Origin of the sequence: Loktanella sp. M215, from assembly GCF_021735925.1 — a bacterium.
GTDB lineage: Bacteria > Pseudomonadota > Alphaproteobacteria > Rhodobacterales > Rhodobacteraceae > Loktanella.
In genome coordinates this window covers 77,333-95,494 of record NZ_WMEA01000007.1, presented here as the reverse complement: position 1 = coordinate 95,494, position 18,162 = coordinate 77,333, and the positions used below count along the sequence as shown (strand labels likewise).

The 18,162-nt window shown below is 59.0% G+C and carries 18 protein-coding genes and 3 pseudogenes; 2 read left to right on the top strand and 19 right to left on the bottom strand.

What is annotated here, in order from left to right; genetic code table 11:
• The first annotated feature begins 8 nt into the window (after window positions 1-8).
• Entirely contained in the window at window positions 9-263 is a 255-nt protein-coding gene (locus tag GLR48_RS24335) for a hypothetical protein (protein ID WP_237066675.1), read from the top strand.
• A 292-nt stretch (window positions 264-555) separates the two neighbouring features.
• Window positions 556-1,590: a sensor histidine kinase gene (locus GLR48_RS24330; protein ID WP_237066673.1), complete on the top strand. Its 1,035-nt coding sequence runs from the start codon at window positions 556-558 to the stop codon at window positions 1,588-1,590.
• Between the two features lie 30 nt (window positions 1,591-1,620).
• Here the strand turns inward: GLR48_RS24330 and GLR48_RS24325 are convergent, their stop codons facing one another.
• From GLR48_RS24325 to ccoN, 19 genes and pseudogenes are all read right to left on the bottom strand, one after another.
• Entirely contained in the window at window positions 1,621-1,998 is a 378-nt protein-coding gene (locus GLR48_RS24325) for a response regulator (RefSeq protein ID WP_237066671.1), read from the bottom strand.
• Window positions 1,999-2,382: 384 nt separating this feature from the next.
• Window positions 2,383-2,613, bottom strand: coding sequence for a DUF1127 domain-containing protein (locus GLR48_RS24320; RefSeq protein WP_237066669.1), 231 nt, complete (start codon window positions 2,611-2,613; stop codon window positions 2,383-2,385).
• A gap of 199 nt (window positions 2,614-2,812) precedes the next feature.
• On the bottom strand, window positions 2,813-2,983 hold the full coding sequence (locus GLR48_RS24315) for an RSP_7527 family protein (protein WP_237066741.1): 171 nt from the start codon (window positions 2,981-2,983) through the stop codon (window positions 2,813-2,815).
• A gap of 186 nt (window positions 2,984-3,169) precedes the next feature.
• A pseudogene (locus tag GLR48_RS26185) lies at window positions 3,170-3,310 on the bottom strand (hypothetical protein); the annotation flags it as partial.
• Window positions 3,311-3,626: 316 nt separating this feature from the next.
• Complete coding sequence (locus tag GLR48_RS24305; RefSeq protein ID WP_237066667.1) at window positions 3,627-4,694, bottom strand: maleylacetate reductase; 1,068 nt, start codon at window positions 4,692-4,694, stop codon at window positions 3,627-3,629.
• Between the two features lie 106 nt (window positions 4,695-4,800).
• Entirely contained in the window at window positions 4,801-5,607 is an 807-nt protein-coding gene (locus tag GLR48_RS24300; protein WP_237066665.1) for an SDR family NAD(P)-dependent oxidoreductase, read from the bottom strand.
• A gap of 386 nt (window positions 5,608-5,993) precedes the next feature.
• Window positions 5,994-6,181: pseudogene (locus GLR48_RS24295) on the bottom strand (3-keto-5-aminohexanoate cleavage protein); the annotation flags it as partial.
• A gap of 92 nt (window positions 6,182-6,273) precedes the next feature.
• Window positions 6,274-7,266: a quinone oxidoreductase family protein gene (locus GLR48_RS24290; protein ID WP_237066663.1), complete on the bottom strand. Its 993-nt coding sequence runs from the start codon at window positions 7,264-7,266 to the stop codon at window positions 6,274-6,276.
• A gap of 63 nt (window positions 7,267-7,329) precedes the next feature.
• The gene (locus GLR48_RS24285; RefSeq protein ID WP_237066661.1) at window positions 7,330-8,190 is read right to left on the bottom strand and encodes a dioxygenase family protein; all 861 of its coding nucleotides are present in this window, start codon (window positions 8,188-8,190) and stop codon (window positions 7,330-7,332) included.
• Window positions 8,191-8,205: 15 nt separating this feature from the next.
• Complete coding sequence (locus GLR48_RS24280; protein ID WP_237066659.1) at window positions 8,206-9,114, bottom strand: NAD(P)-dependent oxidoreductase; 909 nt, start codon at window positions 9,112-9,114, stop codon at window positions 8,206-8,208.
• A 1-nt stretch (window position 9,115) separates the two neighbouring features.
• On the bottom strand, window positions 9,116-10,480 hold the full coding sequence (locus GLR48_RS24275; RefSeq protein ID WP_336886674.1) for an amidohydrolase family protein: 1,365 nt from the start codon (window positions 10,478-10,480) through the stop codon (window positions 9,116-9,118).
• A gap of 72 nt (window positions 10,481-10,552) precedes the next feature.
• Window positions 10,553-12,088: a sugar ABC transporter ATP-binding protein gene (locus GLR48_RS24270; RefSeq protein WP_237066655.1), complete on the bottom strand. Its 1,536-nt coding sequence runs from the start codon at window positions 12,086-12,088 to the stop codon at window positions 10,553-10,555.
• A complete protein-coding gene (locus GLR48_RS24265) occupies window positions 12,085-13,086 on the bottom strand; it encodes an ABC transporter permease (protein WP_237066654.1) in 1,002 nt (333 codons plus the stop codon). Before GLR48_RS24265 ends, GLR48_RS24270 begins: the two co-directional genes overlap by 4 nt.
• Window positions 13,087-13,097: 11 nt before the next feature.
• The gene (locus GLR48_RS24260) at window positions 13,098-14,072 is read right to left on the bottom strand and encodes an ABC transporter permease (RefSeq protein WP_237066652.1); all 975 of its coding nucleotides are present in this window, start codon (window positions 14,070-14,072) and stop codon (window positions 13,098-13,100) included.
• Between the two features lie 81 nt (window positions 14,073-14,153).
• Window positions 14,154-14,618, bottom strand: a pseudogene (locus tag GLR48_RS24255) (SDR family oxidoreductase); the annotation flags it as partial.
• A gap of 33 nt (window positions 14,619-14,651) precedes the next feature.
• Window positions 14,652-15,524 carry a cytochrome-c oxidase, cbb3-type subunit III gene (ccoP, locus tag GLR48_RS24250; protein ID WP_237066649.1) on the bottom strand — a complete coding sequence of 291 codons (873 nt, stop codon included), beginning with the start codon at window positions 15,522-15,524 and terminating at the stop codon, window positions 14,652-14,654.
• Window positions 15,515-15,721 (bottom strand): cbb3-type cytochrome c oxidase subunit 3, encoded by a 207-nt coding sequence (locus GLR48_RS24245; protein ID WP_237066647.1) that lies wholly within the window; start codon window positions 15,719-15,721, stop codon window positions 15,515-15,517. The genes ccoP and GLR48_RS24245 overlap by 10 nt, the downstream gene beginning before the upstream one ends.
• 3 nt (window positions 15,722-15,724) lie before the next feature.
• The gene (gene ccoO, locus GLR48_RS24240; protein WP_237066645.1) at window positions 15,725-16,501 is read right to left on the bottom strand and encodes a cytochrome-c oxidase, cbb3-type subunit II; all 777 of its coding nucleotides are present in this window, start codon (window positions 16,499-16,501) and stop codon (window positions 15,725-15,727) included.
• Between the two features lie 4 nt (window positions 16,502-16,505).
• A complete protein-coding gene (gene ccoN, locus GLR48_RS24235; protein ID WP_237066643.1) occupies window positions 16,506-18,158 on the bottom strand; it encodes a cytochrome-c oxidase, cbb3-type subunit I in 1,653 nt (550 codons plus the stop codon).
• Window positions 18,159-18,162 lie beyond the last annotated feature (4 nt).

Sequence of the window (18,162 nt, the reverse complement as noted above, 5' to 3'; positions counted from 1 at the left end):
ATCCCCAGATGAAAGACGAGCCCAAGGTCCTTGATCAGGAGAGATACTCCGGCATCGCGGCGCTTTCAATTTGCGAAGCCCTCATGCTGGCGTTGAATGATCACAATATTCTTCCGGAAAAGGAATTTGTGGGCATTCTGCAAGACGCCGCAAATGCCCATGACAATGCTGCCGGATTGGACAACGCCAAGGAAATGCACGAGCAGGTCGCTCTGATGATCAAGGGCATCATTGCCGGCGGTAACGCTGTGCGCAGACCGTGATGTGACGCGGGCTCGACTGGATTTTCAATCTTAGGGGTTTCGTTCAACGCGCCCTGTGCTGGCTTAGAAAGAGTACGGCATCGACAGTCCTGCCGCCCGAATTGCCCCATCAGTATCCACGACGGGAACCAGAGGGCCAGCGATATCAAGGTGACCCAGAACGTTGGCGAATCCGTCATCGTGATCATTTCCAAAGACTAAGTATTCGCGGCCAGAACCGAGGTTGTCCTCGAAGACGGCATTGTTCTCACCAATTTGGGTTTAAGGACCCTTTGCGCGAAAGATGAAAGCAATGGACGACATTTCATCGGTAGCCCTGACGGCGATGGACCTGTCCGACATTGTTGCAACCTTCCGCGAGGGGCTTCTCGTTCTGACTGAAGACCTGACAATCGCATATGCCAGCGACAAATTTCTGACGATGTTTCAGGTCGACCGAATGGGGACGGTGGGGCGATCTCTTGCCGATATGGGTGACGGCCGATGGAACATCCCTGCCCTGCTGGAGCCGATAAGAGCCGTCGTTACACAGGACGTGACACTCGAAAATCTCGAAGTCGACCATCACTTCGAACTCATTGGACGCAAGGTGATGCGTCTGAATGTGCGCAAGACGGTCCGGGCAGGTGATAACGCGAGGCGAATCCTGCTGGCGATCGAAGACGTAACCGCGCGGCGCCTTTTGGAAACCGAGCGTGACAAGGCTCTGGCACAATCCACCCGACTCCTCGAAGAGCTGAACCACCGCGTGATGAATTCGATGTCGATGATCGGTTCTGTGATTTCAATGGAAGGCCGTGCACAGACCGACGTGGCGTGCCGGGCGGCGTTCACACGACTGCGAACCCGCATCGAGGCCATCGGAACTCTTTATCGTGTCCTGTCCCGGACAGGGGCCGTCGATTGCGTGGAGGCGGATGACTATCTGAATGCGATCATGCGCGATGCCGTCGCAGCCATGGAAGCATCGCCGGGAGCAATTTCGCTCGACCTGTCGGTCAGCGACATTCAGCTTTCGACACGGACAGCGGTGCCTCTGGGTTTGATCACCAACGAACTGGTCACGAACAGCCTGAAGTACGCCTACAATGGACGCGACACCGGCAAACTCGGGTTGGGTCTTGCCAAGACCCCTGATGGCATCGAAATCACGTTCTGGGATGATGGGTCCGGCATCGACAAGACTGCGCGTGTGGACTCGGGGCTGGGTCAGAAGCTGGTAGAAGCCTTTGTCCAGCAGTTGGGTGGCGTCTTGACCCAAACCAGCGACCAGCACGGTACCCGGCACAGCCTGGCGATCCCGAACGGCGAACTTTCCAGGATTTGAGTCGACCTGCCGCTGGTCAGACGCGTGGCCTTACCCAAACTGCCGAGAGATTTCGTGCAAGCTGGCTGTGATCTGACGGGCCGTGTAAGGTTTTGGAAAGAACGATGCTCCGTCCGGAAACGTCGCCCTGTCCAATCCTACCGCACCAGAAGCGATGATGATCACGACCGGAGGCCACCTGTCGCGCACATAGGCCGCCAGTTTCACTCCATCCATCGTGCCCGGCATATCGATGTCCGTAAACAGGATGCCGATGTCGAGATGCTTGTCCATGAGCGCGATGGCCTCATCAGCCGATGCCGCCTCATAGGTCCGAAAGCCTGCCTCTGTGATCATGTCGACAGCATCCATGCGGATGAGGGGCTCGTCCTCCACGATCAGGACGGCCGGCCGCGTGTTGCTGTCCATAATCTGGGTCGACTTCCGTAATTGCATCCTAACCTAAGTTAGGATGCCGTTGCCGAGCGTCAATGTCTTGCTTCCCGTGCGGACCGTTCAAAGTGGTATGTCTGCGCAGCGGACGGCTGTGAACCGGCGCTCACGACGTCGCAAACTGGTGAGGTTCGTGGACCTGCGGAAACGCATCATCAGGCCGCTTATGAAAGCATTGTCATGCTCTTCGCCATCGTAGGCCGCGAACAGAGCCCTTTCGGTGGTGCGGTGGTCTGATTCGACATTGAAGACATTCATCCAGGCATCTCATGTGCCAAAGGGTCGATCCTCAAAGCATGCCATAGGACGGGTATCGGGTATCTGCGGTGCAGATTGGCAGCCGCCGCAACCTTCGAAAAGCTACGATGTCTTGCGGCTCATTACGGCGGCTTCAGAGGCAATCCGGGGAATGTCGGAACTGTGGATGCCGATCTCCGCTCGGTCCCGACCGGACATTGCCGAAAGCTCGCGCCATGTCCGGTCGTAGACGGCTCTTGCCCTGCGCCGCTCTGCGTGGTCGGCCCTAAACTGCTGGATCGTATTGTGGAATCCCTCGAAGGGATGGGCGGTGAGAATGTTCTGAAATTTCATGTCTTCGGTCTTTCGTTTCAAATGGTGGAATTTGACCCACCGCATATTGCCTATGACGGCACTTGGCTCATTCAGGATATGGACGTTGACCGTCACTGTACCCTCAGCGTCGAGCAAGCCGGAGAGGTGGACCAAGCTTGAGAGTGATCGGGCCCGGACAAGCCGCGATCATTGCATCTGCAGGAGTGGACGCCAAAGGTCAGGCGGTTGCCTTGGCTACAGGGTTCTTGTGACCAAAAACCCCTTGAAGGTGGGACAATCCAGCCTTGATCGACTTGTTAAGATATTCGCTGCGCATCCTGTGCGCCCGATGGATGATCTTTTGGACGTCGGCCGGGATGGGTGTCTTGCATTGTGGCTGCGTATTCATGGTCGGGTCTTTCGTATTGACTGTGCGTCTCTGCTTGACGCAAAGATATGGGCCAAACGCCAAATCCCTAATCATAGACGGTATGCTATTGCTGCATGGCCAAGAACGCGATGGACTACGACCATCAGGGGCATCGACTTGGATGTCGAACACGGCGATGCGGAAAAACGTCTTGAACAGCGCTGCCTTGCCTTCCACCGCTGGTGTGGAGGCCAACGGTCCGATATTCCCAAGCCCCGAAACGGCGATGCCGTTCGTATCACGGCGACATTGCCGCCCATGGTCTAGTCGCTGGCCTTGAAAGGGTCTTCGGCTATCTCCGGACATGGCGCGGCGATGCCGGGCTATATGCAAGGGACAGGTCGTACCGGGTTGCCATCGGCTTGCTGGGCATAACCTGACGCTGGCCGCGCGGCTTCGCCACATGGTAAGCTAAAGCATCCCGATCAGTCATATCGGTCAACTTGCCGTCCCGCCCAAGACCGGTTTTGGCGCGTAGCCAAATAGGCACCGTGCACGGGCACGATTGTCTGCTCTGCCCGCGTTCTGTTCCTGCAGGCTTTTTACAAATTCCTATGCCTATTGGTCGCTTACGCAGGGCGCGGGCCGAACTTGCGCAAGTCCCTGAGGTACAGTCCGGCGATCATTCCCCGATCCGTGCGCCAGACCAAGCGCGGGTGATCAGGTCTCTGAGGTCATCTTCCACCAGTGGGCGCGGGTTCCAGTATGGGTTCTGGGTCGCAATCGCGACTGCTTTCTCTATGCCGTCTTCGGGCATGCCCAAGTCGCGCAATGCCGTCGGCGCTCCCAGCTTGCGGGCGAAGGCCTGCAGCGCCGCGCCGGGGTCATGGCTGTCTCCGAAGACTTCCCCGACCGGGCGCAGCAGCTCCGGCACAGCCACGGCGTTGAAGGCGATGGCATAGGGCAGCACGACGCAGTGCGTCTCGGCGTGGGGCAGATTGAACGTCCCGCCCAACGTGTGACAAAGCTTGTGGTGCAGCGCCATGCCCACCTGCCCCAGCACCATGCCGCAGAGCCACGCGCCGTAAAGTGCGTCGCCGCGCGCCACCTGGTCATCTGGTTTCTCCACCACTGCGGGCAAGGCACGCGCCAAGGCCGCGATACCCTCCAGCGCCATCGCCGAGACGATCGGATTGCGTTCTTTCGCGTAAAGGCCCTCAACCGCGTGGGCCATGGCGTTCATGCCGCTGGTGATCGTCATCGGGACCGGCAGTGTCGCAGACAGGTTGACGTCGTAAATGACGGTTTCGGGCAGGATTTTTGGATCGGATACGGTGGTCTTCCGGCCGTCTTCGGTCTGCCCAAGTATCGGCGTAACCTCGGACCCGGCATAGGATGTCGGGATCACGATCTGCGGTGTGTCGAGCCGCCATGCCAACGCCTTGCCAAGGCCGATCGTCGACCCCCCGCCCAAGGCAATCGTGCAATCTGCGCCCAGCTGGTTCATGAGCGCGAGCGCCTGCTCTGTCACTTGCACCGGCGTGTGCATGGCGGCGCCGGGGAACAGGCCGACGGCAAGATCCCCCAGCTGCTCCGCGAGATTTCGGGCGTCTTGTTCCTGTTGGGGCGTGCACAGGACAAGGGCCCGGGAGCAGTTCAGCCTGCGGATTTCCTCAGCGACCTCGCCCAGCATATCCCATCCAAAACGAACACGCGTCGGCAGACCGGAATAAGTGAACGGCTGGACCATGATACCCACCTTACAGTTGAGCGAAGGAAGCCGTTCCCGGCGACGGAAGCGGACCAAGCCATTCGAAACGCCTTGGTCGGCCTTGAAATCCGCCGGGCACGATCGATTACTGAATGCACCATCCACCGTCGATATGGATCATCTGGCCGGTCATGTAATCGCTGTCGTCCGACGCGAGGAACGAGGCGGTGCCGACGATATCCCTGGGGTAGGACACGCGCTTGATCTGCAGCGCATCCCGCACGATGTCGTCATATGCCTGGCCTGCCTTCTCCTTGAAACCGATCTCGACCAGATCCTTGTCTAGCTGTTCCCAGAGCGGGGTCACCACGACGCCCGGCGCATAGCCGTTCACGGTGATGTTGTGCTCTGCCAGACCGAGCGCGCCGCAATGGGTCAGCGCAAGGCAGCCGTATTTCGAAGTACAATAAACGGTCACGTCGATCAGCGGCTTGCGCGAGGCGATGGAGCCCACGTTGATCAACTTATAAGGATAGTCGCGCTTGCCTTGCGCGATCATCTGCCGCGCGGCTTCCTGCATGCCAAGCCACATCGCCTTGGTGTTCACGTTCATGATAAGGTCCCAATTGTCCTCATCGATGTCCATGAAAAAGCGGGGCTTGTTGAGACCGGCGTTGAAAAGTGCGACATTCAACTCGCCGAATTCATCCACGACGGCCTTGACGGCTGCGGCGTTGTCCTCACGCTTGGTCACGTCGCACCGGACCGCAATTGCCTGACCGTTGCCCGCCGCGTTGATCTTGTCAGCGACCTTCTGCGCCTCATCGCCATCAAGATCGGCGAGGCAGACATTGCCGCCCTGCGCGGCGAAACTCTCCGCGTTTGCGGCACCCATGCCGCGCGCTGCGCCTGTGATCAAGATGTTCTTGCCACTTAACCTTTTGACATCCATTTTTAGAGTCCTCCCTATTCGCAATCTCATCAGAGACCAGCAACAATATCCGCTTCGTGAATTGGTCGGATTTCAGTGTTCCAGCCAGCCAATTGACGACTTACAAACAATTTAGCAGCATCGCGGAAGAGGGCACAGCCAAGATATATCCAATACGGACTTTCATGGGGCGCCACGAGGTCCAAGGCACCGTTCACAGGGTCGAACACCGCCAGGCAGGTTCAATTCGGTAATTTTTGGTTGACCAGAAGTAGTGCGTAGGCAAAGTTGAAAAAGACGTGCCCAAATATTTACCCTCGAAATCTGGTCTCGCGGTTAATTTTTATCCAAAACAATTGTTTTTAAGGCGGCGCCGTTTCATCGGGCTCAACCGCGACTGTTCAACCGCTTGGATGGTCCGTATCATTGCTCATTTGACCGACGGCCCGATCGGAATGGGCAATCGTTGCGCCGGCCTCGAATGCCTCGAGAGTTGACTCGATCTGTTCGGAAATCGTGATCGGCACAGCCGATTGGTCGCCTTGGTTGGCAGCTGACCCGTGATTGCCACACAGATGATGCAAGGATCAGCCATCGTATTTCCGTTCGATAACATCGTCAGGGTTGGTTCATACGCTTCCGCCGGACTCTTGGTGCGAGAAGCCCGGCGGGGCGCTGCTGCGGCAGTTACGGCTTCAACACGACCCGATCCGGTGATGAGTTGTTGACGGCGGCATAGGCCTTGGCCGCGTCACCCAGCCCATGCACGGTCGCGGGGTTGATCGGGAAAGGCTTCAGACGTCCGGTTTCGAACAGCGGGCTCAATTTCTTGAAGATCGCAGCACAGTATACGCTGTCCATTTCCAGCGTATTCAGGCCGATGAACTGGTGCTGCAACCGGAAGAAATTAAAGATATTGAACGGCACCGTGAACTCGAAGGTCGAGATGAAGATCTGGCGGCCCTTGCCCGCCATCACGTTGTTCGCGATCTCGAAATATGGGTTGCCGACCGTGTTGAACACGATATCCGCGCCATGACCGCCAGTTTTTTCGCGGATCACCGCAGCCACGTCCTGAGACGAGCTATCGAGCATCTCAATGTCGCCATTTGAATGGCCGTGATAGTCCATCGGTTTGTATTCCACGCCAAAGACGCGGGCGCCTGCCAGCGTGGCGAGCTGGATCGCCGCCTGCCCCACCTTGCCATTCGCGCCGCAGACCAGCACGTTATCCCATGGCTGGACCCCACCGGCCCGCTGAAGGCCCTCGAAGGCAGTAATGAAGGGCACGCCGATCGAGCCTGCTTCCTCGAAGGACAGGTTGGCGGGCTTGGCGGTCACCGCTGCTGCCGGCAGCGTTAGGTATTTCGCATGCGTTCCGTCCTGCGTGATGCCAAGCTCGCCGCCGCCACCCCAGACTTCAGTCCCCAAAAGCTTCTTCGGACCGCCGCAAACAACGCCTGCAAAATCCCGCCCCGGTACACGCGGCCAGACCGCATGGGGCATGAAACCGAGCGCCGCCTTGACGTCAGATGGATTGACACCCGCTGCCTTGATCTCGACCGTGACCTGACCCGGGCCAGGCTGACCCGCGTCGCGCGCGGCAACCTCGATCTTCAGGTTGTCGATATCGGGGGACTTTTCGGTTGCCCAAAGTCCATGTCCTGACTGCGTATTCATCTCTACTTTCCTTCTTGTAACATGTGCTTCTCGAGAATTCTCGAGTGGTCTTTCTCAAACGCCCTAGCCCATCCGACGCATGCCGAAATCAAAGACGAGGTGGCGCCAGGGCCGATCAAGAACCTTTCCATCCGGTGCCTTGCCCGGCTCGTTCAGGGCATAAGACTTGACCAGTGAATCCTTCACGCCGAACACCGCATCGCTGTCGATGTAGGGATCGCCTTCGGCAAAGATCTGCGTCACCAGTTTCTGGTGGTTCTTGGCGTGCAGCATGAAATGGACATGCGCCGGCCTGTACGGATGGCGATCCAGCCGCTCCAGCAATTGCCCGACTGGCCCATCCGTGGGGATTGGATAAGGCGAAGGCGTGACCGTCCAGAAGGCATAGCGACCATCTGGACCAGTCCGGAAACGCGCCCTGAGCGAGGCCCCTTCCATTTCCTTTTGAACGTCGTAGAAACCTTCGCTGTCGGACTGCCAGACGTCCACCAACACATCGGCCAGTGGCTGTCCGTTGTCCGACGTGATGCGGCCTTCCACATAAAACGGCTCACCCTCAACGTTCCAGTCGATTGCCTCGCCCATCGGCGTTTCGGGCGGGCCCTCGACATAGAACGGGCCAAGAACTGTGGTTTCGGTGGTGTCGGTTGCCGAACGATGGTTGATCGCATCGACCAACATCGTCACGCCCAGTACGTCGGACAACAGGATGTATTCCTGACGCACATCATCACATTTCTGACCGGTCTCGGTCAGGAATGCGATGGCCTGTTCCCATTCCTGCTCGGTTGGCTCGATCTCGCGGATGAAGGCGTGAAGATGGCGCACCAAACTGTTGACCGTCTGCTTGATCCGACCGTCACCGCAGGCGTCCGCCATCGCGACAACGGCATCGGTGATGTTGTTTTCGTTCAGATTTCTCACGACAAACTCCCTTGTTCAGGCTGTCTTGCTGGGTTCGATATCGGCCAGACCGGAAAGTCGTTCCTGGTGGCGTATCGTCGCGATGTAATCGTCGTCACCGTCACCGGCGGCGATCATCGCGGTGTACATTTCGCGCATCTGAGCGGCGAGCGGCGCGGGCACATCTGAGGCACGCGTACATTCAAGGATCAGATCCAGATCCTTTGCCATCTGCCTGCCGGAAAACGTCGAGGTAAAGTCGCGGTCGTGCATTGGTGCGCATTTGTACTTCACCATTGGCGAGCCCACCGCGCTGTTTTCCATCAGGTTCAGCATGTCATGCCAATCGATACCGCCGCGCCGCGCCAGTGCGAGCGCTTCGGCCATCATGCCTGCGCTGACCGCGATCATCAGGTTGATTGCAAGCTTGGCGTAGCGTCCCTGGTCGGCGTCGCCGAGCCAACTCTGCGATTGACAGAACGTGGCCAGCATCGGTGACACGCTCTTGAATGCCTCTTCCGGTCCCGACACCAGCGCGGAAAGCGTCCCGGCTTCGGCCGAGACCGGATTGCCAGAGACTGGCGCCCGAAGGTAGGAAACGCCAATTTCTCCGGCCACACGGTCAACATCCTGGGAGGCGTGGACGCTGACTGTACTGGTTTCGACCAAGATCATTCCGGACGAGAGGTGCGACAGCAATGCACCATCCGCCAATACCGCAGCGCGCAGCGCTCGGTCGTCGGGAAGCGAGACAAAGACGACCGCGGCATCTGCCACCGCGCTGGCAAGGTCGGTCGCGCGTTTGATTCCGCGCGCCTCCGCCAGTGCAAGGCGCTCTTCGCTCAGGTCAAAGCCAGTCACACTGAACTCTTCTGCGAGTCGCGCCGCCATGGGCAAGCCAAGCTTGCCGAGGCCGATCCATGCTGCCTGTTGTTTGCCTGTCATGTCATTTTCCTTCTTGTCCGAGGCGGCGCAATTCAGCGGCAATGCGGTGACCGGATTCGGCGAGCGCCTGCTTGGCTGGCTCAACGTCTCCGACCATCAACTGACCGTCTCTTTTGTAAAATTCACCAGCGATCATCACGCTGTCGATGTTGCGCGGTCCGGCCTGCATCACGACGGTCGAAATCGGGTCATGCAGCGGACCCATGTTCAGATCGCTGCTGCGCAGCACGACGATGTCCGCCTGCTTTCCGGGTGTAAGGCTCCCGACCCGGTCGCCCAACCCGATGGCCCGCGCACCGTCTATCGTGATCCAGGCAAGCGCTTCGCGAACCGGGATCGTCGTCGTTTGCGGAATGGACCCGGATTCGCGGCGGCTGGCATCGTTATCCAGCGCGCGCTGCATCCCAAGCGCCATCCGGCCAACTGTGAACATGTCGCCCGACAGAACGGATTCGAGATCCACACCAAGCGACAGCAGGCCACCGACCGCCCGAACCTTGCCGGTCACCGGGAAACCATGCCCTTGGGTCATTTCGTTTTCCGGGGTGGTCGAGAAACTGACACCCGCGTCGCAGAACCGTTTGATCTGGTCGTCGCTAAGGCCATGGCCGTGCACGATATTGCAGCCTTCACCAACCAGACCGTCCGCTTCAAGCTGATCCCAGCCGCCGGGAGTCTTGGCTTCGCCACCGCCCTGATGCATCGAAGCAACCAGACCGAATTCACGCGCCAAACGGAAGTCATGCTGCGAAACGTCCATCGTTGAATAATGCGGTCCAAGAATGCCCAAGGCCAAAGTGACACGACCTTCGGCATCACGGAGCGGACCATTCAAAAGCCGCTCCACTTCCGAGCGCGGATGCGGCACTTCGCTGAAATGCGGCTGACCCGGTTTGGCGTCCGGTTTCGGTGAGCCATGGAAAAACACCGCGCGCACTTGCGACTTGATAAGCCCGTCAAGCGCGGCATCGGTATGCGCCGGGGTCGGGTTGTTGTGGCACCAGTCACCAAGCGTCGTCGCTCCGCAATCGATCTGGTTCCACCCGCCAAGCAACTGCGCATAATACAGGTCATCGGGCGTGAACAATGTCGCGAGGCCGCGATGAACATTGCGGAAATACTCCAGCAGCGTCCAGTTCGACGCCAGCCCGCGCAGGCCGGTCTGCCAAGTGTGCATATGCGCGTTGACGAGGCCAGGCATAATGATCCGGTCGCTTGCGTCGATCACCTCGGCATCGCCGCCATCGATATCCGGGCCGATGGCAGCAATCCGGTCGTCTTCGATCAGCAGGTCCGCCTTGGCGAAATCGCCCAATGCGTCATCCATCGTGACGATCGTTGCGTCCTTGAACAATATTCTTCGCACTGCAGACTCCTTAAAACGATTGTCAGGCCCCGGCCGCCAAGGCCCCTCAGGGCGTTGGTCTTGGACGTCTGGCTAGGCCACGACGGCAGGACCGCTCGATGCTGCCTTGTCGGCGGAAATACCCGAGATGGCCTGGATCAAGTTGTCCTCGGTGACCTCTTCGGATGTGAACGTCCGCATCACCTTGCCGGAGTACATCGCCACGATCCGGTCAGAGACATGCAGCACTTCGGGCATTTCCGAAGAGATCACGATCACCGCATAGCCCTGCGCCGCCAGTTCCCGGATCAGGTTGTGAATTTCTGATTTAGATCCGACGTCGATGCCACGCGTCGGTTCGTCCACGATCAGCACGCTGGGATGCATCGACAGCCATTTTCCGATGACAATCTTCTGCTGGTTACCGCCGGACAGGTTGCCGACGATCTGCTTCCAGCCCGGCGTACGGATATCGAGCTTGTCACGATATTGGTCGAAAATCGCGATCTCAGAACCTTCGGCCACGAACGGTCCGGCGGTCAGATCGTCAATCTGCGGCAGGGTCATGTTGTCCCGGCAGTTCATGCCCAAAACCAGCCCTTGTCCCTTGCGGTCCTCGGGCACCAGCGAGATGCCCTTGGAAATCGCATCTCTGGGAGAGTGAATTTTGGTTTCTTTTCCGTCGAGCAGGATGGTGCCGCGGCTCGGATCACGCAATCCGAACAATGTTTCTGCGATCTCTGTCCGGCCCGCACCGACAAGCCCATAAAAGCCCACGACCTCGCCGCGCCGGACCTCGAAACTGACGTCGCTATAAAGTTGCCCGCAGGTGAGCCCGCGCACTTCCAGCGCGACGTCACCCAATGTGTGGCGACTCTCACTTCGGCTGAGGTCCAGCTTCCGGCCGATCATCATCTGGGTCACCGCTTCTTCGTCAGTGTCGGCGGTGTTGACGGTCCCGCGATAGCCACCGTCACGCAACACGCTGATCTTGTCGGTGATCTTGAAGATCTCTTCCATCCGGTGCGAGATATAGACGATGCCAACGCCCTGCGATCTGAGGTCGTCGATGACCTCGAACAGCACCACCTTTTCCGCATCGGTCAGCGAGGCGGTCGGCTCGTCGAAAAACACCGCCTTGGCTTCCACCGTCAGGGCACGGGCAATTTCGACCATCTGCTGGTTCGCAATCGACAGGTCACCGACCCGCGTGCGGGCGTTGAAGCCAACCTTCAGCTTATCGAGGATCGCGTCGGTGCGCGCATAAAGCATGTCCCAATCGACCAGTCCGAACCGCTTCTTCGGCAGTTCGCCCAGATACACATTTTCGGCCACCGAAAGTTCTTCGGCCAAACTCAGCTCCTGGTGGATAAAGACGATACCCTTGGCCTTGGCGTCCAACGGCGACGACATGATGGTGGGCACTTCATCGACATAGATCGTGCCTTCGTCCGGCTGATACAGACCGCCAAGCACCTTCATCGAAGTCGATTTGCCGGCACCGTTTTCGCCCATCAGTGCATGCACTTCACCGGGCATGACAGAGAAGGATACGCCGTCGAGGGCACGCACGCCCGGGAAGGTCTTAACGATGCCTTCCAGACGCAGGACAGGTGTTTGACTGCTCATACCTTCAACTCCTCTTTGCCTTTGACATTCAGCTGACGGTCAAGGAACAGAACGGCGATCAGAATGAGGCCGATGACAAGGTTCACCGTCGACGTATCGGCGCCAATGTGGCTAAGCCCCTTGCGCAGAAGCTGGATCGCGAGGACACCGCCGAAGGTCGAAAGGATCGAGCCCGCGCCGCCGGTCAGCTTTGTGCCGCCAAGCACGACTGCCGTAATCACCCAGAGTTCGTAAAGCTCGCCGTCATTCGGATTGACCGAGCCGCTTTCAGAATAAAAAACAACCGCCGAAAGTGCCGCAAGAAAGCCGATGATCATGAAGTTGATCATCATGTGCGGCCCGACCTTGATGCCCGCGTTCACTGCCGCGGTGCGGTTGTCACCGATGGCATAGGCGTTTCGGCCATGCACCGTCTTGTTCATCAGGAACCAGATCGCCGCCGTCACGATGATCAGGAACCAGGTCGGCGTGTGGAGGAAAAGGAACTGCGACTCTGCGAAGTCGACGAGGGTCCAGTTCAGGTGGCTGGTCGGCTGCTCGCCGTTATACATGAACACCAGCCCGCGATATCCAAGCATCGAACCAAGTGTCACGATGAAGGCATCGACGCCGGTCTTCCATACGATCAGCCCGTTCAACGCGCCCAGCACTGTGCCGACCAGCAAGGCCAATATCCAGGCAATCGGGATCACCCAGTCGCCAAACCCCGCAAAGATCGGCCAGGACATGGAGTCGAGCAAAACAATAGCAGCAATCGCGTAGATGGCGCCGACGCTCAGGTCGATATTTCCGTTGATCATGACAATTGTCATGCCCATGGCGATGATCCCAATCGGCGCGGATTGCTTGAACAACAAGAGCATGTTGTCGGCATCGATGAAGGCCTTGTCCGACAGGGACAGGAATTCACCCGCGATTGTGAAGAAGATCAGCTCTAGGATGATAAAGCCCCAGATCGCGCCATTCTTGAGAAACTTGCTGAGTTTTCCAGCTTCCATGATCTCTTACCTCACGCAATCGGGGACAAAAGCTTGCCGCGCTTGGCCGCGATATCAAGCCAGACAGCAAGGATGATGATGACCCAGGTCACAACGAACTGGACGTAAAACTGCAAACCGACGAGCAACAGGCCGTTCTGGATGAAACCCAGGATCAGCACGCCGATCACCGTTTTGAAGATCGTCCCGGACCCGCCGAGAAGCGAAGCTCCGCCAAGGATCACCGCGGCCAGAACTTCAAGCTCCAACCCCTGACCAACAGTGTTCTGCGAGCCCAGCGAACGGCTGGCCTGGATCAGTCCCGCTGTTGCGACGCAAAAGGCCGACAGCAGGTAGCAGGTGAATACCACGCGGGGCCTACGAATACCGGAAAAGGTGGCAGCCACGCCATTTCCGCCCACGGCGTAAACTTTGCGTCCGAAAGGGGTCTTTGCCAACAGAATACCCAGAAAGGCCGCCAGCAGCGCGAATATCAGAATGGGCACGGGAATGCCAAGCGCATCGCCCTGACCAAAGACGCTGAACCAGGTGCCTTCCTTATCGGCGATGTCCATGTTCTGGCCACCAGAATAAGTCAGCGTCAGCCCGTGGATGGCCGACAACATACCCAGCGTCACGATCAACGAATTGAGCTTGAGGTAACCGACCAGGAATCCGATGAAGGCACCCAGGCAAATTGTCATGGCGAACATGACGGGAATGGCCAGCGTTGGACCTATCTTGTCGTGCAAATCCAATACTACGATTGTCGAGAAAGACATCATCGATCCGACCGAAAGATCCAGATTTCCGCTGATCACCACGAATGTGACGCCCAAAGCCATCACACCGAGGATCGCCGAGGACCGGACCACCCCCATGATGTTGTCCGGGGCCAGAAAGCGATGGTTGGCCAGTGTGAAACCGATCATGAAAACCGCGAAAGCTATCAGAATCCCCTGACGCGCTAGAATTCCGCCGATCTGTTGTTTGGTAATGGCTGCCATCAGTCTCTCTCCCACCATGCCCAAAGGGGCGCTCGTATCAGTACGCGAAAACCGTCATGGCCTTTCTGTCGCGGTGCTCCGTCACACCAGCGTCATTCCTCCGTCGATCATCACGATCTGGCCGGTCATGTAGTCGCTGTCCTTCGACGCAAGAAATGTCGTCGTGCCGGTGATATCTACGGGCTTCGCGACGCGGCCTTTCAGGATATTGGCCGAAAACGCTTCCATCGCCTGTCCGGCCTTTTTTGCCGCGCCGATCTCGATAAGGTCACGGTCGACCTCTTCCCACATTTCCGTGGCCACCACGCCCGGCGCGAATCCGGTCACCGTGATGTCGTGCTTGGCCAGATCCTTCGCGCCAGACTGGATCAGTGCAACGACCCCGAACTTCGAGGCCGAGTACGGCGCGACATTGTCAAAGCCCTGACGGGACGCGACCGACGCGGTATTGATGATCTTGCCGGGCGTGCCCTGGCGGATGAATTGCTTTGCCGCCTCCTGCATGCCAATCAGGCAGCCAAGCCCGTTGACCCGCAGGATGAAGTTCGGGGCGGCCCGCAAGCGGGCGGATGATGTCCGTCATTGCAGTGCCTCCTGACCCAGATGTTGCAGGTAAACGGCGAGAATCTTGCGCTCCGTCAGGGACAAGCGGTCCTCCCAAGTGGGCATCCAGCCTTGCCGACCGCCCCAGATCGTTTCGTACATTGCTTTGTCGTCACCACCGTAGATCCAGAACGCGTCGGTCAGGTTTGGTGCGCCGAGGTCCGTGTTGCCGTGACCATTCTCTCCATGACAGGCGGCGCAGTTATTCGCGAAAATCTCTCCTCCCGCGGCGATCCGGTCTGCGGGTGCGGCCGTACCGGACAGCGACTGGACGTAATCGATGACAAGACGGATATCGTCGCGCGGTAGGATACCGTCGCGACCAAAGGCCAGCATCTGTGCATACCGCGTGTCGGGGTGGGTCGCATTGATGCCGACGCGCAGCGTCTCCATGATCGTGTCGGTGTCACCGCCCCACAGCCAGGCGGTATCGATAAGGCTCGGAAACCCCGGACCACCGGCCGCATCGACACCATGACAGCCGGCGCAGTTATCACCGAAAATCTGGTGGGCGGTCCCCGTCACCCGGGCCATCAGTTCAGGGTCTTTCAGGATGTCAGCCGTGGGAAGCGTCGCGATGCGGTCTGCCCAGTCGGCACGGGCGAGGTTCGCAAGCACGATATCCTGCTTGACCACGTCGCGCTGATCGAAACCAAGAAGACCTTTTGTATAGGTCGTGACCAGCGGCCACGTCGGAAGCAGGATCCACATGAGCAGCGCGAACAGATGTGTCACGATAATGAAGAACCACACGATGCGTGGAACTCGGGTGTTCAGCTCCGTGATGCCGTTCCAGTCATGCCCGGTCGTCTGGTGCCCGGTCAGGGGATCGCGATCCTTTACCGACATGCCTCGTCCTCCGGCTTGGTCGCGGTAGGCTGCGCTGGCCCGTCCTCATCGTCGAGGATACTGTTGGCAGCCTTGTCAAACCGGCCGCCAAGCGAGGGCCAGAAGGCATAGGCCGTGATCGCGGCCGACAGGCCCAGCAGCCAGAACAGGCCAAACGACTTGGACAGCGCGACATACCATTCGTGGGTCATGTCCATCATCTACTCCTCTGCCATCGGCTGGGTATTCTGCGCCACATCGGTCAGATTCCCGAGGATCTGAAGATACGCGACCAGCGCGTCCATTTCGGTCAGACGATCGCCTTGCCCGTCAAAGGCGCGCACTGCGGTCGCCTCACCGTATCGGTCCAGCACACCACTCGCGCGGTCACCATCGGGCCGCGCCTGCCCCAGCGCATCGTCGGCCGCGTTGGCGATCATGTCATCGGTATAGGGCACGCCCACCATGCGCAGCGCATCGAGCCTGCCCGGCAGGTCGTCGGTGCGCAGCGAGGTCTCCAGCAGGAAGGCGTATTGTGGCATCACGGATTGCGGTACCAGATCGCGCGGATTGATCAGATGACGCACCTGCCAGTCATCGGAATACTTGTCTCCGACCCGCGCGAGGTCCGGTCCCGTGCGCTTTGATCCCCACAGCATCGGGTGGTCGTATTTCGATTCCACGGCCAGCGAATAGGGACCGTAGCGTTCCACCTCGTCGCGCAGAGTGCGGATCATCTGGCTATGGCAGGCATAGCACCCCTCGCGGATGTAGATATCGCGCCCGGCCTGTTCCAGCGGTGTGTAGACCCGCATGTCCGCCACATCCTCGACCGTGTCGTCGATGGTGAACAAGGGTGCGATCTCGACAAAGCCACCGACACCGGCGGCAAGGATGATGCCTCCAGTCAGCGCCATCGAATGCCGTTCCATCCGGTAATGGGTCTTGGCCTGAAACTCGAAGACACGGGCGAAGGGCTTGAGAAGGGTTTTCAACATGAGCTTACTCCGCCGCCGGCACTGCCGGCTCCATGGCTTCGGATGTGGTCGGATAGTCGATGGCCAGGGCGTGATGCGGCACGCGCCGGATCGTCATGACGACATTCCAGAAGCAGATGCAGGCCCCCGCAAAGAACAGCAGCCCGCCAAAGGCCCGTGCGATATAGTAGGGATGCATCGCAATCAGCGTATCGACGAATGAAAAGCGAAGTGTGCCGCTCTCGGTATATGTCCGCCACATCAGGCCTTGGGTGATGCCGCCGTTCCACATCGCAAAGACGTAGATGACCGTCCCCGAAAGGGCCAACCAGAAGTGCCACTCGACCGCTTTCCATGAATACATCGCCTCGCGTCGCCACAGCATGGGCGTCAGCGCATAGATCGACCCGAACGTGATCATCGCGACCCACCCCATCGCCCCGGAGTGGACATGACCGACCGTCCAGTCGGTGTAATGCGACAGGGCGTTGACCGGGCGGATCGCCATGAACGACCCCTCGAATGTCGACAACCCGTAGAACACGGCCGCCACCATCATGAAGCGCAGGGTCGCGTCGTCGCGGACCTTGTGCCACGCCCCGTTGAGGGTCATCAGCGCATTGCCCGCCGAGGCCCAGCTGGGGACCAGCAACATGACCGAAAACGTGACACCCAGCGTCTGCACCCATTGCGGCAGTGCCGTGTAATGCAGGTGGTGCGATCCGACCCAGATATAAAAAAATACGATGCCCCAGAACGACAGGATCGACAGGCGGTAGGAATAGATCGGCCGCCCTGCCCGCTTGGGCAAAAAATAGTAAAGCATGCCAAGAAAACCGGTCGTCAGAAAGAAGGCGACCGCGTTGTGGCCATACCACCACTGCACCATCGCATCCTGCACGCCCGAGAAGGCCGAATAACTCTTGGCGCCAGAGAAGGACGCCGGGATCGCCAGATTGTTGACGATGTGCAGGATCGCCACGACCAGAATGAACGAAAGGTAATACCAGTTGGCGACGTAGATGTGCGGCTCATTCCGGCGGGCGAGTGTGCGGATGTAGAGCACGAAATAAACCACCCAGACGATCACCAGCCACAGGTCGGCATACCATTCCGGCTCTGCATATTCCTTGGATTGCGTGATGCCCATCAGATAGCCGCTGGCGGCAACCACGCAGAACAGGTTGAACCCCAGCAACACGAACCAGGGCGAGACCTGGTCCGGCATCCGTGCACGGCTGGTGCGCTGCATGATGTGATAGGATGTGGCAATCAGGGCATTGCCGCCAAAGCCAAAGATGACGCCGGACGTATGCACCGGGCGGATGCGGCCAAAGCTGGACCAGGCCGCGTCGAACCGCAGATCCGGCCAGGCCAGCTGCGACGCCACCCACACACCCATGCCCATCGCGACGACGGCCCAGAACAGGGCGAGAAGGATTCCGACCTTCGTGGGATCGTCGTAATAGGATGTGCTGCGATCCTCGACAGGCTCTGCATCGTAAAGCTTCTGGCCTACGAGGAAGAACAGCACGCCGCAGAACAGCAGGATGATCCAGCCATGTGCACCCATGGGATCGTTGCGGCCCACGGCGGCCATCGTCAGGCCGATCAGCACGCCCGCGCCCGTGATCAGCATGGCCCTCGCGCGTTCGGTGCTGGTGAGGTTGGACATCATGGCG

What these genes read in the sequence shown, in the direction of transcription:
- GLR48_RS24335 (WP_237066675.1), top strand. Translation starts at nt 9, where the DNA reads ATGAAAGACGAGCCCAAGGTCCTTGATCAGGAGAGATACTCCGGCATC.
- GLR48_RS24330 (WP_237066673.1), top strand. Translation starts at nt 556, where the DNA reads ATGGACGACATTTCATCGGTAGCCCTGACGGCGATGGACCTGTCCGAC.
- GLR48_RS24325 (WP_237066671.1), bottom strand. Translation starts at nt 1,998, where the DNA reads ATGGACAGCAACACGCGGCCGGCCGTCCTGATCGTGGAGGACGAGCCC.
- GLR48_RS24320 (WP_237066669.1), bottom strand. Translation starts at nt 2,613, where the DNA reads ATGAAATTTCAGAACATTCTCACCGCCCATCCCTTCGAGGGATTCCAC.
- GLR48_RS24315 (WP_237066741.1), bottom strand. Translation starts at nt 2,983, where the DNA reads ATGAATACGCAGCCACAATGCAAGACACCCATCCCGGCCGACGTCCAA.
- GLR48_RS24305 (WP_237066667.1), bottom strand. Translation starts at nt 4,694, where the DNA reads ATGGTCCAGCCGTTCACTTATTCCGGTCTGCCGACGCGTGTTCGTTTT.
- GLR48_RS24300 (WP_237066665.1), bottom strand. Translation starts at nt 5,607, where the DNA reads ATGGATGTCAAAAGGTTAAGTGGCAAGAACATCTTGATCACAGGCGCA.
- GLR48_RS24290 (WP_237066663.1), bottom strand. Translation starts at nt 7,266, where the DNA reads ATGAATACGCAGTCAGGACATGGACTTTGGGCAACCGAAAAGTCCCCC.
- GLR48_RS24280 (WP_237066659.1), bottom strand. Translation starts at nt 9,114, where the DNA reads ATGACAGGCAAACAACAGGCAGCATGGATCGGCCTCGGCAAGCTTGGC.
- GLR48_RS24270 (WP_237066655.1), bottom strand. Translation starts at nt 12,088, where the DNA reads ATGAGCAGTCAAACACCTGTCCTGCGTCTGGAAGGCATCGTTAAGACC.
- GLR48_RS24265 (WP_237066654.1), bottom strand. Translation starts at nt 13,086, where the DNA reads ATGGAAGCTGGAAAACTCAGCAAGTTTCTCAAGAATGGCGCGATCTGG.
- GLR48_RS24260 (WP_237066652.1), bottom strand. Translation starts at nt 14,072, where the DNA reads ATGGCAGCCATTACCAAACAACAGATCGGCGGAATTCTAGCGCGTCAG.
- ccoP (WP_237066649.1), bottom strand. Translation starts at nt 15,524, where the DNA reads ATGTCGGTAAAGGATCGCGATCCCCTGACCGGGCACCAGACGACCGGG.
- GLR48_RS24245 (WP_237066647.1), bottom strand. Translation starts at nt 15,721, where the DNA reads ATGGACATGACCCACGAATGGTATGTCGCGCTGTCCAAGTCGTTTGGC.
- ccoO (WP_237066645.1), bottom strand. Translation starts at nt 16,501, where the DNA reads ATGTTGAAAACCCTTCTCAAGCCCTTCGCCCGTGTCTTCGAGTTTCAG.
- ccoN (WP_237066643.1), bottom strand. Translation starts at nt 18,158, where the DNA reads ATGATGTCCAACCTCACCAGCACCGAACGCGCGAGGGCCATGCTGATC.